A 13,424-nucleotide genomic window follows, 5' to 3' on the forward strand; every position below is an offset into this window, starting at 1 on the left:
TCAAGCCGCCCCTGCAGTGAGCCGTACGCTTACTGCCCGGCGATTTGCGCTTTGGTGTAGAACCCGTCTTCTTCCAGCACGTTGACGTTGTCTTTGGTCAATGCGGTCGGCTTGAGCAGGATGCTCGACACCTGTTTGCTGCCGTTGTCGTACTGCGAGTTGTAGGCCGGTTTCTCGTCGCGCACCAGTTGCACCGACAGCTTGGCCGCCTCGGACGCCAGCAGCTTCAGGGGTTTGTAGACGGTCATGGTCTGGGTGCCGGCGATCACGCGCTTGATCGCGGCGAGGTCGGCGTCTTGCCCCGAGACCGGCACCTTGCCCGCGAGTTTTTGTGCCGCCAGGGCCTGGATTGCGCCGCCGGCGGTGGCGTCGTTGGAGGCGACGATGCCGTCGATTTTATTGTTGTTGGCGGTCAGGGCGTTTTCGACAATGCTCAGGGCTTCGGTGGGGTTCCATTCTTTGACCCATTGCTGGCCGACAATCTTGATGTCGCCCTTGTCGATTGAAGGTTGCAGCACCTTCATCTGGCCCTGGCGCAGGATCTTCGCGTTGTTGTCGGTAGGCGCACCGCCCAGCAGGAAGTAATTGCCTTTAGGCTGCGCGTTCAACACGCCCTGGGCCTGCATCTCGCCGACCTTTTCGTTATCGAAGGAGATGTAGGCGTCGATATCGGCATTCAGGATCAGCCGGTCATAGGACAGCACTTTCACCCCGGCTTTCTTGGCCTCGGCCACCACGTTATTCAGCACCGTGGCATTGAATGGCACGATCACAATCACGTCGACGCCTCGGGAGATCAGGTTTTCAATCTGCGAGATCTGCCGCTGTTCGTTGGCGTCTGCCGATTGCACATAGACCTTGGCCCCCAGCTGCTCGGCGGCGGCGGTGAAGTAGTCACGGTCGCGGGCCCAGCGTTCAAGGCGCAGGTCGTCGATGGAAAAGCCGATTTTCGGGTGGGCCGCGTCGGCCATGACCGAATTGGAAAGCAGTGCCAGAACGCTGGTGATCAAGATGGTTTTCAGGTGTTTCATGATGGTGAGTCCCTTTTATTGTTGTTTAGACGCACTTCTGGACTTGGAGCGTAGCGGTCATGGATAGATAAAGCGATTCACCACGCCTTCGAGCATCTCCTGGCGGCCGCTTACCGCTTGAGGGTTGAGTTGGTGGCTGAAGGCATGCTCGGCCAGCGATTCCAGGCTGAAGTCCCCGCCGAGTACGGCGCGCCCGAAGGATTGGTCCCAGCCGGCATAACGCTGGGCCTTGAACTGCTCGAGGGCATCGTTCTGGACCATGGCGGCTGCACGTTCCAGGGACAGCGCCAGCACGTCCATGGCGGCCACGTGACCATGGAACAGGTCCACTTCATCGAGGCTTTGGCGGCGCACCTTGGAGTCGAAGTTGTAGCCGCCGCCTTTGAAACCACCGGCCTTGAGTACCTCGTAGGTGACCAGGGTCAGTTCCTCGACGCTGTTGGGGAACTGGTCGGTGTCCCAGCCGTTCTGGGGGTCGCCGCGGTTGGCGTCGATACTGCCGAAAATCCCCAGGGACGCGGCGGTGGCGATCTCATGGTGAAAGCTGTGGCCGGCGAGGGTGGCGTGGTTGGCCTCGATGTTGACCTTGATCTCTTTCTCCAGGCCGAACTGATGCAGGAAGCCAAACACGGTGGCGCTGTCGTAGTCGTATTGGTGCTTGGTCGGCTCCTGTGGCTTGGGCTCGATAAACAGCTCGCCGGTGAAGCCGATCTTGTATTTGTGCTCGACCACCATGCGCATAAAGCGCCCGAGTTGCTCGCGCTCGCGCTTGAGGTCGGTATTGAGCAGGGTCTCGTAGCCTTCGCGGCCGCCCCACAATACATAGCTGGAGCCCTTGAGACGGTGGGTGGCATTCATCGCGCTGAACACCTGGGCCGCCGCATAGGCAAACACCTCGGGGTTGGGATTGCTCGCGGCACCGGCGGCAAAGCGCGGGTTGCTGAAGCAGTTGGCCGTGCCCCACAGCAGCTGGATGCCGGTCTCTTCCTGATGGCGTTCGAGTTCGTCGACCATTTGCGCGAAGTGGTTGCGGTACTCCGCCAGACTTGCGCCTTCGGGGGCGACGTCGGTGTCGTGGAAGCTGTAGTAGTCGATGCCCAGCTTGGAGAAAAACTCGAACGCTGCGTCGGCCTTGCCGCGTGCCACTTGCATGGCTTCCCCCGGTTGCTGCCAGGGCCGCTGGAAGGTGCCGGAACCGAACATGTCACTGCCGGGCCAGACGAAATTGTGCCAATAACACGCGGCCATCCGCAGGTGCTCGCGCATCGGTTTGCCGAGGATCAGCTTGTTTGCATCGTAGTGCCGGAAGGCCAGGGGGGAGTCGCTTTGCGGGCCTTCGTAAAGGATTTTATCGACAGCGGGAAAGTAGGGCATCGCCAGATCCTTGTTGTTATGAGTGCACGTTAACCTTGCCTCGATACTAGCAACGGCCCCCGGCCAACCGATTATGAAAATCACCAGAGCCGGGTTCGATTTTGAGTAGTTTTGGGTGCATAGTTGATCGACACCTCCCATGGAGCCGCCCCTGTGAAAACCGTCCCGCCTGTGCACCGGATTGCCCTGCTGTTCAACGGTAACAAGATCTACGATCGCGGCATCATCACCGGGATCGGCAACTACCTGAGCAGCACGCGGGTGTCGTGGGATTTGTTTCTGGAGGAGGACTTCGTCTGCCGGCTCAAGGGTATCGAGCGTTGGCATGGTGACGGGATCATTGCCGACTTCGATGACCCGGCGATGGGCCCGGCGTTGGCGGGTGTGCATGTGCCGGTGGTGGCGGTGGGCGGGTCCTACGAAGATGAGCGGGCTTACCCACGGCATATTCCGTACGTGGCCACCGACAATTTCGCCCTGATCAAGCTGGCGTATGAACACCTGATCGAAGCCGGGTTGACGCGTTTCGCCTGTTTCAGCTTGCCGCAGGCCGATATCAACCGCTGGGCCCAGGAGCGCGAAAAAGCTTTCCGCCGTTTGCTGGAGCGCGATGGCCTGCCCGTGGAGGTGTATCGCGGGCTGGGCACCAGTGCTCCGCTGTGGGACTCGGCGGTGGAGCAGCAGATCGCCTGGTTGCACAGCCTGCCCAAGCCCATCGGCATCATTGCAGTCAGCGACGCCCGTGCCCGGCAGTTGCTGCAAGCCTGCCTCACCGCCGGGATCCCGGTGCCGGAGCAAGTGGCACTGATCGGCATCGACAACGACCCGCTGACCCGCACCCTGACCCGCGTACCGCTGAGCTCGGTGATCCAGGGCACCGAAAAAATGGGCCGCACTGCCGCGCGCTTGCTGCACCAGATGTTGCACGGCATGCCCTCGGCGGGCAGCCAGATCCTGGTGCCGCCGGAGGCGGTCAACGTGCAGACCTCAAGCCTGCACCAACCCCTCGGCCATCCCTACGTGATGCAGGCGCTGCACTTCATTCGCCAGTACGCCTGCCAGGGCATCAAGACCGCCCAGGTCGCCAACTACGTCGGTGTGTCGCGGTCGTCCCTGGAAGCGCATTTTCGCAGCGAACTGAACCGCAGCGTCCACGACGAAATCCTGCGCTTCAAACTCGCGGCGGCGGTGGCGAGCCTGGAAAAGACCGGGGCCGGCATTGCTGATATTGCCTACGACTGCGGGTTCAAATCGGCGCAGTACCTGCACACGGTGTTCAAGCGCGAGTTCGGGTGTACGCCGAGGGAGTATCAGGTGGGGCAGCTCGAGCGCGATTCGCGCGATGTCATTTCTTTGTCGCCTTGAGTGCCTATTTTGTCCTGAGCCTCGCTCCAGAACCTCAAGGGATTGAATCGTCTTATGCCGACTCTTACGCGCAGAAAGTTGCTGCAGGCAGCTGCCATCGGATCCGCCTACACCCTGTTGCCCGACTCCATTCGCCAGGCCTTGGCGATCCCCGCCAACAACCGCACCGGCACCCTCATGGACGTCGAACATGTGGTGATCCTGATGCAGGAAAACCGCTCATTCGATCATTACTTCGGTACCTTGCCCGGCGTGCGCGGGTTCAGTGACCGCTTCACCATTCCACTGCAGGGTGGGCATCGGGTGTGGGAGCAGCAGGGCGTCGGGCGGCGGATTTTGCCCTATCACCTGGACAGTTCCCGTGGCAACGCACAGCGGGTGAGTGGCACGCCCCACTCCTGGATCGATGAGCACGCCGCGTGGGGCAGTGGCCGAATGAATGCCTGGCCGACGTACAAGACGCCCACCTCGATGGGCTACTACCGCGAGCAGGAAGTGCCGTTCCAGTTCGCCCTGGCCAACACCTTTACCGTGTGCGATGCCTACCATTGTTCGGTGCACGCCGGCACCAATCCCAATCGGCTGTTCCACTGGACCGGCACCAACGGCCCCACCGGCGCGAATGTGGCGGCGGTGGTCAACGAATGGGACGGCCCCGGTGCCGTGAGCGTGGGCTACACCTGGAAAACCTATCCCGAGCGCCTGGGAGAAGCGGGCGTGAGCTGGAAGGTTTACCAGTACTTGCCGGATAACTTTGGCGACAACCCCTTGGCCGGGTTTCGTCAGTTTCGCGCGGCCAGCGTCGCGGCCGGCAACCCCGCCGTGCCACCGAAAGACTTCAAGGACTTTGTGCCCTACAGCGATCAATTGAACGCCCGCGTGCCGTTATACAAAGGCAATGGCAACACCCTGCCGGCGGTCAGCGGCAGCGACCTTGAGGCGATCATCCAGGGCTTTCGCAAAGACGTGAACGACGGGCGCCTGCCCCAGGTCAGTTGGCTGGTGGCCCCGGCCGATTATTCCGAACACCCAGGGCCTTCCAGCCCGGTGCAGGGTGGCTGGTTCACCCAGGAAATCCTCAAGGCGCTGACCGCCAACCCGGACGTTTGGAGCAAGACGGTACTGCTGGTCAACTACGATGAAAACGACGGTTTCTTCGACCACGTGCCGTCGCCATCAGCCCCATCCAAGCGCCTGGACGGCAGCTTTGCCGGCAAGTCCACGGTAAAGTTCGACAGCGAGATCTTCACCCACCCGGCGCCCCCCGGTTCTAGCCAGCAACCCGCGCCCGACGGCGGCGTGTACGGGCCCGGCCCGCGGGTACCGATGCTGGTGCTGTCGCCGTGGAGCCGTGGTGGTTGGGTCAACTCCCAGGCGTTTGATCACACCTCGGTGCTGCAATTTCTGGAAAAGCGCTTCCACGTACGCGAACCCAATATCAGCGCCTGGCGCCGTGCCGTCTGCGGCGACCTCACCTCCGCCTTCAACTTCGTCAACCCCAACACCGAGACCTTGCCGCCGCTGCACACCATCAGTCGCCAGGCGGCCGACTCCCTGCGTCAACGCCAGGAGCAACTGCCCCAGGTCGCCCTGCCAACCGAGGGCCAGCAACAGGCACCGTTCCAGGCGCGAATGGCGCGGCCATCCCGAGCGCTGCCGTACCAGTTGAACGTCGAAAGCTCGGTTGATCGTCGCGCCAGCTCAGTGAGCCTGGACTTCTTCAACAATGGCGAACAAGGCGCGGTCTTCCATGTCTACGATCGCTTGCACCTGGACGAGGTCCCGCGCCGCTACACGGTGGAAGCGGGCAAACACCTCAGCGACAGCTGGCAAGTCGCGGGGGCCTACAAGCTCTGGCTGTTGGGGCCGAATGGGTTCCACAGGTCGTTCAAAGGGCACCTGCAGCGTCGCGAGCCCGAGTTATCCCTGGCGTATCACGGCGACAGCTTGTTGCTGACCCTGGCCAACCCCGGCAAGCATGCTGCCTCAATCACCATCGAGCGTTGCTCTTACACCAAACAGGGGCCTTGGCTGCTTGAGATTGCGGGCGGCAGTACCGTGCAACGGACGTTCTCCTGCCAGCCGAATGGGGGCTGGTATGACTTCAAGCTACGTGACGAGCATGGTTGGGTACGGCGCGTGGCGGGGCGCATCGAGACGGGGGCGCACAGTATCAGTGATCCGTTGATGGGTAAGCGCGGGTAAAAGGCTGTTGATCGCTGGGGGGATTTCGTAAGCCCTTTCCCTGTTTTCCGTAGGAGTAGGGCTTTCTTCCCATGCAGCGCTTGAAACACTACCCCTCGCGGCCATAGCCTCACGCTTTTCCTGACACTGAGGCCCGGCATTGGGTAAGCGAAAAACGGTATGGCCCACGGAGCGGGAAGTTCGACTGCGCTTTATCCTGCTGGCAATCATTGAAACCGCCTCCAATCGAGGCGTTCCCATCGAGCGACTTTTGCTCTCGTATATTCTGCTGCGCAACAAGCCGACCCAGGCGCAGCTGTGGGAGGCCATCAGCGACTGCCTGCTCCTCGATGAGATGAACGGCTTTCGATTTGAACCCGGGTCGGAAGCCGATCGGTTGATGCGCAAAATCAGCAGCGAAACCGATCAGGCCTGACGAGCCACCAGCACCGGCGTACGCGGTGGCACCCGGCGCTTGCTCCCCGTCGCCTCATACGCCGACGCCAATCGCAGCAACGCCGAGTCGTCATAAGCCCGCCCGGCAAAGGTCAGCCCCACCGGCATGCCGATGTCCGCCATGACACCCATGGGCACCGTCACTGTCGGCACGCCCAAATGGCGGATGGCGAGGTTACCGTTGGCCACCCATACACCGTTGCTCCACGCGATATCCGCCGACGCGGGATTCACATCCGCATCCGCCGGGCCTACGTCGGCGACGGTCGGGAAAATCACCGCATCCAGCCCCAGCTTATCCATCCAGTCTTCAAGGTCGATGCGCCGAGTTTGTTCCAGGCCGCGTAGGCCATCGGGCACGGTGCTGATCTTGTCCCACGGCGTGATGCCGCGCTCGGCCATGCGCACGTATTCGTCCATACCGGCGGCCAAGTCGTCTTCGCGGTTGGGCAGGGTGCCGGGGTCGTGGGGGAAGATGTTCGGGCCGTCGACATCGGCCAGGCGGTTCAACGCAGGGTCGTTGTTGGCGCGCAGGAAATCATCGAACGCCCAGGCCGACAGTTCCCACAATTCGTCGTGGAGGAATTCTTTCGACACCAGGCCTCGGGTAAACACTTTCGGTGCGCCCGGGCGATCGCCTTCGCAATTGGAAACCAGCGGGAAATCCACCTCGACCACTTCTGCACCGGCCGCTTCGAGTGCCATGCGCGCGGCTTCCCAGAGGTCAATCACCGAGGCGCGGGTTTTGATTTGCTGGCCAGTAGGGCCGCCGATTCCCGGCTCGTTGCTGGTGCCTGCCTCAGGGTCGGCGTTGATGTACATGCGTGGCACGCCGAAGCGTTTGCCGGCGAGTGCATCGCCGGTCGCGGCCAGGTCTGCGTAGGACTGCGGGCGTACCGAGGCGACGCTGGGGATCGGCACCCAGGGTTGCATCCGCCACAGGTCGCCGCGCGTGTCGGGGTCTTCTGCGACCACGACGTCGAGCACTTCAAGCAGGTCGGCCATGGTGCGGGCGTAGGGCACGACCACGTCCATGGTCGGGGTCAGCGGCCAGTTGCCGCGTACCGAGATCACGCCACGGGACGGGGTGTAGGCACACAGGCCATTGTTGGAGGCCGGGCCGCGCCCGCTGGACCAGGTCTCTTCCGCCAGGCCAAATGCCGCGAAGCTCGCCGCAGTGGCCGTGCCGGCGCCGTTGGAGGAGCCGGACGCGAACGGCGCGGTCAGGTAGTCGGCGTTGTACGGGCTCTCGGCCCGGCCATACACTCCGCGCTGCATGCCACCGTTGGCCATGGGCGGCATGTTGGTCTTGCCCAGGCAAATGGCGCCGGCGGCGCGCAGCCGCTCAATGGTGAACGCGTCGCGGTAGGCAATCAGGTTCGCGAAAGCCGGGCTGCCGGAGGCGGCGGTGAGGCCTTTGACCAGGTAGCTGTCTTTGGCGGTATAGGGAATGCCGTCGAGCGGGCCCAGGGTTTTGCCGCTGGCCCGACGTGCATCGCAAGCGCGCGCTTCCTCCAGTGCTTGAGGGTTGCGCACCACCACGGCGTTGAGGGCAGTGGCGGTGTTGGGCGCGTCGTAGGCGTCGATCCTGGCGAGGTAGGCCTCTACCAACTCAACTGCCGTGGTCTGGCCGGACTCGAGCGCAGCGCGCAGTTGGGCAATGGAAACTTCGGTTACTTCGATCACGTGGTTATCGCCGGGTGCAGAAAAGGGGGAGGGGGTTGAGTGCTGACTCAATCCATTCAGTGAAAGTAGCTTACTGATAGATTTTTCATAGCGCCAGAGAATGGCATCCCTTACTGTGGCCACTCAATTTCCTTATCGATAACGGTGCGGTTTATGTCCGATGAAGTGCGGCTTGTCGTCATCATTAATACCCAGCCTGGGCGGGGGGCGGACCAGTTGGCCGCGTTTGCCAGACTGGCGCCGCTGGTGCGGGCTGAGGCGGGTTGCATCCAGTACGACCTGCATCCGGTTGAGGGCAACAGCGACAGTTTCGTGTTGATCGAGACGTGGGCTTCAAAGGCGGCGCTGAAGGATCACCACGCAGTTCCTCACATGCTGGAAGCCGCCAAGCACAACCCGACATTCCGTGCGGGCCCCTCCAACGTATTGGTGCTGGAACCGGCGGTGCAGGTACGCTGACTTCAACCCGGTGGCTCAAGGGTTTATCATTGGCCCTTCATTTTTTGCTGCCCGGAAAGATTTCGATGTTGTTTACAAGGACTGTCATGGCGAGCGCACTGCTCGCCGTTCTGGCCACCCCGGCCCACGCATCCAACCTGGACCTGACCTACGAGGCACCGATCCTCAGCGCTGTCCCCCTCACGCCGCAGGCTGAGCCCAAGCCGCGCTTCCCGGTCAAAAGCGTTGCGCCCGTGACCGTGGAAAACAGCTGCACCGGCCGCGAGTGCACCTACGAAGGCGACATCAGCCTGCCCCGTGAGGAGCAGACTGTGCGGCGTTTTTCCATCGGTATTCAATAAGACCGGTTGACGCCTCAGACAATCCCGTACCGGGGCGCCGGCTTACCCGTCTGCGTTGCCGCAAACAACGCACCACGCGCCGCGTCATAGGTATCCCACAGCGAACCATCGGCCACCGAAGGCCAGGTGATCGTCTCGCCCTGATCCAGCCCGGCCAGTGCCGCGTCCACCAGATGTTCGGTGGTCATGACCGACTCTTGTTGCAGGGCGGAAAGCGGAATGCCCGACGCGTCCCAGATCTCGGTAGCGGTGGAGGCCGGCAACACGATCTGCACCTTCACACCGGTTTCCGCCAGTTCCGATTGCAAGCCACGGCTGAATGCCAGGACATAGCTCTTGGTGCCGCTGTACACGGAACTGACCGGCAGCGAGTGCACGCCCAACACTGACGCCACGTTGATGATCACACCTTCATTGCGCACGAGCATGCCCGGCAGCGCCGCGTGGGTCAGGCGGGTGAGGGCGGTGATGTTCAGGGCGATCTGGGTCATGGAATCTTCGACCGAGGATTGAGCCAGCGGGTGCAGGCGGGCCAGGCCGGCGTTATTCACCAGCACGTGGATTGCCGGGTTACTGGCGAGCAGGCTTTCGACACGGGCGAGGTCGGCGGGGTTAACCAGGTCGGCGCCGAGGGTCTGGACCTGGCGCCCGTGGGCTTGAGTGATCTTCGCCGCCAGGGCTTTGAGGCGGTCTTCGCGACGGGCGACCAGGATCAAATCGTAGCCGCGAGCCGCCAATCGGTCGGCATACACAGCGCCAATACCGGAAGACGCGCCAGTGATGAGGGCAATTTTTGTGGAAGCGGGGGTCGACATGAACGGCTCCAATAGATGAGTACTCAACCAATATTGTTGAGGGCTCAAGTTATAGGCTTGGCGTTTGTCCTTGTCAATGGTTTAGTACTCAATCATTCTAGAGGCATGGAGGAGCTGAAAATGCCCATTGAGAAGACTGACAAGCCTGATGCTCGCACCGACCTTTTGAGTCTGCTCGGCGATGTGGCGTGCACCAACAACGCACTGCGCCGTGCCGCCAGGCGACTGGGCCAACTGTATGACGAAGCACTGGCACCGATTGGCCTGAAGGCCACACAGGTCGGCTTGCTGGGTGAAATCGCCCGATTGGCGGCGGTCGACGAGCAGGCGGGCCCGACGTTGCAGGAGCTGGCCGGACGCCTGGCGATCCTGATGTCGGCGCTGACCCATGCCATGAAGCCGCTGGTGCGTGACGGGATCGTCGAGCTGCGTCCGGATGCCTTGGACAAGCGCACCAAGCGCTGTGTGCTCACGCCCAAGGGCGAAGCGCTGTTCAATGAGGCCCTGGTGTTCTGGGCGTCTGCCAACAACCGGGTGGAGGAGGTGCTGGGGCATGATTCGGCCGCGCAGTTGCGGGCCATGGCAGACCATATCGCCTCCGACGCGTTTTTGGCGGACTACAACAGCCAGTCCGCGCAGGCATAAGCCAGATCCTTTCGTTATTAGACAGACGCCGTTCGCGCATCCGATGCTGAGCCCCTCTCGATCAGGGGCTTTCCATGACCACTCCACGCCAACTGAAACTGGGCGCGTTCATGCGCCCGGTCAGCATCCACACCGGCGCCTGGCGCTATCCCGGCGCTTACCGTGACGCCAACTTCAACTTCACGCACCTCAAGGCTTTTGCCCAAACCCTGGAGAAGGCGCGTTTCGATGCCTTCTTCATGGCCGACCACCTGGCCTTGCTCAACATGCCCATCGACGCGTTGAAACGCAGCCACACCGCCACGTCGTTCGAACCGTTCACCTTGTTGTCGGCCCTGAGCCAAGCCACCGAGCACATCGGCCTGGTGGCCACGGCCTCGACCACCTACGACGAACCGTTCCACATCGCCCGTCGCTTTGCGTCGCTGGATCACCTGAGCAACGGCCGCGCGGGTTGGAATATCGTCACCACCGCCAACCCGGATGCCGCGCAGAATTTCGGCCTGGAACAGGCCTATGATCACGACGAGCGCTACGCCCGTGCGCGGGAATTCTACGATGTGGTGACCGGGCTCTGGGACAGTTGGGCCGATGATGCCTTCATTCGCGATGCTGACAGCGGCGTGTACTTCGACCCGGACAAACTGCACACCCTCAACCATCACGGTCGCTACCTCAACGTGCGCGGCCCGCTGCACATTGCGCGGCCGGTGCAGGGCTGGCCGGTGATCGTGCAGGCCGGTGCCTCGGAACCCGGGCGTCAGCTGGCGGCGGAAACCGCCGAGGTGATTTTTGTCGCGCCGGGCACCCTGGAAGAAGGGCGCAAGTTCTATGGGGATATCAAGCGCCGGATGCTGGCGGTCGGTCGGCATCCCGACCACCTGAAGATTCTGCCCGGGGCGTTTGTGGTGGTCGGCGATACGCTGGAAGACGCGCGGCGGATTCGTGCACACCTCGACAGCCTGGTGCATTACGAAAGCGCGATGGCCTCGCTGTCCATAGCGCTGGGTACAGACGCGACGAAGTTTGATCCCGACCAATACCTCCCGGCGATTCCCCAAACCAACGCCAGCCAAAGCGCTCGCGAGCGGGTACTGGCGTTGGCTGACCGCGAGCAGTTGACGGTGCGCCAATTGGCCCAACGCCTTGGCGGGTATGCGGGCTTGTCGTTTGTCGGCACGGCCCGCAGCATTGCCGACGAGATGCAGCAGTGGCTGGAAGAAGAGGGCAGCGATGGCTTCAACATCATGTTCCCGTGGCTGCCGGGCGGGCTTGATGATTTTGTCGCCAAGGTGGTGCCCGAGTTACAGGGGCGCGGGATCTTCCGGCGGGAGTACGAAGGCTCTACCCTGCGGGAAAACCTCGGGCTGCCGCGTCCGGCAAACCGGTATTTTCACGCTGGTTAGATCGTTTATTTCCTTATGATTGGAGGCCATTCCCCAATTGCATATCCATCACGCCGGTTCGGCCCTGATAACGGAGCGGGTCGGCGTGATCGCGTGACTAAATCTGTCATCGCGGAATTATCGGCTGTCTCGCTCCGATAAACCCCTATGCAACGTCCATTTCTGCTGCTGGGCCAACGCCTTGCGCCGTTGCGTCGCATCTCTAGAATCGGCCCCAGAATTTACTCATTTCCTGTCGATTACGGAGTTTCGAACATGATGAACGCCATGCAGATGCCAATGAACAACGCGATGCCAATGATGCCGATGATGGGCATGCCAATGATGATGGCCACCATGACCTGCACGATGACCGACGAGGCCATGATGTGCACCATGAAGCCGGCCGCCGGCATGGACATGGCGATGTTCAAGAACAACGCCGAAATGATGGCGATGATGATGAACTGCGGCATGCCGATGATGATGCAGTGCGCCAACATGTCGATGATGTGCATGTCGCAAGACGGCATGGCGATGATGAACAGCATGTCCACCCTGAACATGCCGATGATGATGCCGATGGGCATGCCTATGCCGATGATGAAGTGCGTCATGGAATGCAAGATGGAAGCCGACTGCATGACCTGCACCATGATGCCGATGCCTGGCATGAGCATGGACATGATGAACAACTGCTGCATGCTGATGATGAAGATGATGAACCACTGCGCCATGCCGATGATGATGAGCTGCAACGGCATGCCGATGATGTGCTGCACCTGCTGATTCGTTTGGCGTGAAATCGAAAAGCCCCGGCGAGTGCCGGGGCTTTTTGCGTTTCAGTCCAGGCGTTCCGGGTAAGTGATCACCAGGAATGCCACCGCCTCACTGTCTGCCGGGTTGCGGTAGCGGTGGGGCTGGTCGGCGTAGAACAGGATCGAATCACCGGTGGACAGCAGGTAACGCTCGTCGTTGACGCTGACTTCCAGCACGCCCTGGGCCACCACCAGATTTTCTTGAATCCCCGGCCCGTGACCTTCAGAAACTTCTTCGCCGAGTGCCTTCAGGCGTATCTCGTAGAACTCCGACTGGCGCGCCATATCGTAGGGAAACAGCGCACGGCTGATGAAGCTGCCGTCGGCACTCACCAAGCGTTTGCTCTGTTGTGCCGGCAGCAGTTCAACCCCTTCGAACGCACGGTTTTCCAGGAAGGCGGCCACCGAGACTTTCAAGCCTTTGGCAATCTTGCACAGCACTTTGATCGACGGCACGCTGCGCCCGGATTCAATCTGCGCCAGCATCGCCCGGCTCACGCCGCAATTGCGCGCCAGGGCGTCCAGCGACAGGTAGCGTTTACTGCGCAGGCGTTGCAGGTTCTGCGCGACGCACTGGCCGATGGCGTCATCGTCGCCGCTGTTGCAATCCTTGGGTTTGGAGGGGAGGTCGGGCACTTCGGGAAGCGCGTGCAGGAAATTCATGGCCTCACGCCCGGCGGGTATCGCTGGAGGTGGTGACGTGTGCGGTAAACACCGCGACCCCGGCCCGTGCCGCGTACATCGCCCACATCAGTTCAGCCGCTGCGCGAGCCTGGCGGCGTTTGCGGTGGAGGGTGAAATCGATGACGGTGGCGGATGTTTGCATGACGTAAATCTCTGGGGACTCAATGGCCCTACAGTAATT

Annotated in this window: 14 protein-coding genes; 7 read left to right on the plus strand and 7 right to left on the minus strand. The window is 61.7% G+C overall.

Annotation, left to right across the window (positions count from 1 at the left end; genetic code table 11):
* Positions 1–29: 29 nt before the first annotated feature.
* The gene (gene xylF / locus D109_RS0112015; RefSeq protein WP_017477104.1) at positions 30–1,031 is read right to left on the minus strand and encodes a D-xylose ABC transporter substrate-binding protein; all 1,002 of its coding nucleotides are present in this window, start codon (positions 1,029–1,031) and stop codon (positions 30–32) included.
* A gap of 57 nt (positions 1,032–1,088) precedes the next feature.
* On the minus strand, positions 1,089–2,405 hold the full coding sequence (gene xylA, locus D109_RS0112020) for a xylose isomerase (RefSeq protein WP_017477105.1): 1,317 nt from the start codon (positions 2,403–2,405) through the stop codon (positions 1,089–1,091).
* 153 nt (positions 2,406–2,558) lie between these two features.
* Here xylA and D109_RS0112025 point away from each other — a divergent pair, with 153 nt between their 5' ends.
* From D109_RS0112025 to D109_RS0112035, 3 genes are all read left to right on the plus strand, one after another.
* On the plus strand, positions 2,559–3,770 hold the full coding sequence (locus D109_RS0112025; RefSeq protein ID WP_017477106.1) for a DNA-binding transcriptional regulator: 1,212 nt from the start codon (positions 2,559–2,561) through the stop codon (positions 3,768–3,770).
* A gap of 54 nt (positions 3,771–3,824) precedes the next feature.
* Positions 3,825–5,975: a phosphocholine-specific phospholipase C gene (locus D109_RS0112030; RefSeq protein ID WP_026077912.1), complete on the plus strand. Its 2,151-nt coding sequence runs from the start codon at positions 3,825–3,827 to the stop codon at positions 5,973–5,975.
* Positions 5,976–6,114: 139 nt separating this feature from the next.
* Positions 6,115–6,390, plus strand: a complete 276-nt coding sequence (locus D109_RS0112035) for a hypothetical protein (protein ID WP_017477108.1) — start codon at positions 6,115–6,117, stop codon at positions 6,388–6,390.
* Here the strand turns inward: D109_RS0112035 and D109_RS0112040 are convergent.
* Complete coding sequence (locus tag D109_RS0112040; protein WP_017477109.1) at positions 6,381–8,096, minus strand: amidase; 1,716 nt, start codon at positions 8,094–8,096, stop codon at positions 6,381–6,383. The genes D109_RS0112035 and D109_RS0112040 overlap by 10 nt on opposite strands.
* Positions 8,097–8,249: 153 nt before the next feature.
* Between D109_RS0112040 and D109_RS0112045 the strand changes: the two genes are divergently transcribed.
* Positions 8,250–8,555, plus strand: a complete 306-nt coding sequence (locus D109_RS0112045; RefSeq protein ID WP_017477110.1) for a putative quinol monooxygenase — start codon at positions 8,250–8,252, stop codon at positions 8,553–8,555.
* An 86-nt stretch (positions 8,556–8,641) separates the two neighbouring features.
* Positions 8,642–8,896 (plus strand): hypothetical protein, encoded by a 255-nt coding sequence (locus D109_RS0112050; RefSeq protein WP_017477111.1) that lies wholly within the window; start codon positions 8,642–8,644, stop codon positions 8,894–8,896.
* 14 nt (positions 8,897–8,910) lie between these two features.
* Here D109_RS0112050 and D109_RS0112055 read toward each other — a convergent pair whose 3' ends face one another.
* Positions 8,911–9,711 carry an SDR family oxidoreductase gene (locus D109_RS0112055; RefSeq protein WP_017477112.1) on the minus strand — a complete coding sequence of 267 codons (801 nt, stop codon included), beginning with the start codon at positions 9,709–9,711 and terminating at the stop codon, positions 8,911–8,913.
* A gap of 120 nt (positions 9,712–9,831) precedes the next feature.
* Here D109_RS0112055 and D109_RS0112060 point away from each other — a divergent pair, with 120 nt between their 5' ends.
* Complete coding sequence (locus D109_RS0112060; protein WP_017477113.1) at positions 9,832–10,356, plus strand: MarR family winged helix-turn-helix transcriptional regulator; 525 nt, start codon at positions 9,832–9,834, stop codon at positions 10,354–10,356.
* Between the two features lie 74 nt (positions 10,357–10,430).
* Entirely contained in the window at positions 10,431–11,762 is a 1,332-nt protein-coding gene (locus D109_RS0112065) for an LLM class flavin-dependent oxidoreductase (protein WP_017477114.1), read from the plus strand.
* Positions 11,763–12,001: 239 nt separating this feature from the next.
* Here D109_RS0112065 and D109_RS1000000134585 read toward each other — a convergent pair whose 3' ends face one another.
* From D109_RS1000000134585 to D109_RS1000000134590, 3 genes are read right to left on the minus strand one after another with little or no spacing between them, the layout of a single operon-like run.
* Positions 12,002–12,523, minus strand: a complete 522-nt coding sequence (locus D109_RS1000000134585; protein ID WP_017477115.1) for a hypothetical protein — start codon at positions 12,521–12,523, stop codon at positions 12,002–12,004.
* A gap of 60 nt (positions 12,524–12,583) precedes the next feature.
* Positions 12,584–13,222, minus strand: coding sequence for a helix-turn-helix domain-containing protein (locus D109_RS0112075; protein ID WP_017477116.1), 639 nt, complete (start codon positions 13,220–13,222; stop codon positions 12,584–12,586).
* A gap of 4 nt (positions 13,223–13,226) precedes the next feature.
* Positions 13,227–13,385: a hypothetical protein gene (locus D109_RS1000000134590; RefSeq protein ID WP_167410161.1), complete on the minus strand. Its 159-nt coding sequence runs from the start codon at positions 13,383–13,385 to the stop codon at positions 13,227–13,229.
* Positions 13,386–13,424: the final 39 nt, after the last annotated feature.

Origin of the sequence: Pseudomonas sp. PAMC 26793, from assembly GCF_000313235.1 — a bacterium.
Taxonomy (GTDB): domain Bacteria; phylum Pseudomonadota; class Gammaproteobacteria; order Pseudomonadales; family Pseudomonadaceae; genus Aquipseudomonas; species Aquipseudomonas yamanorum.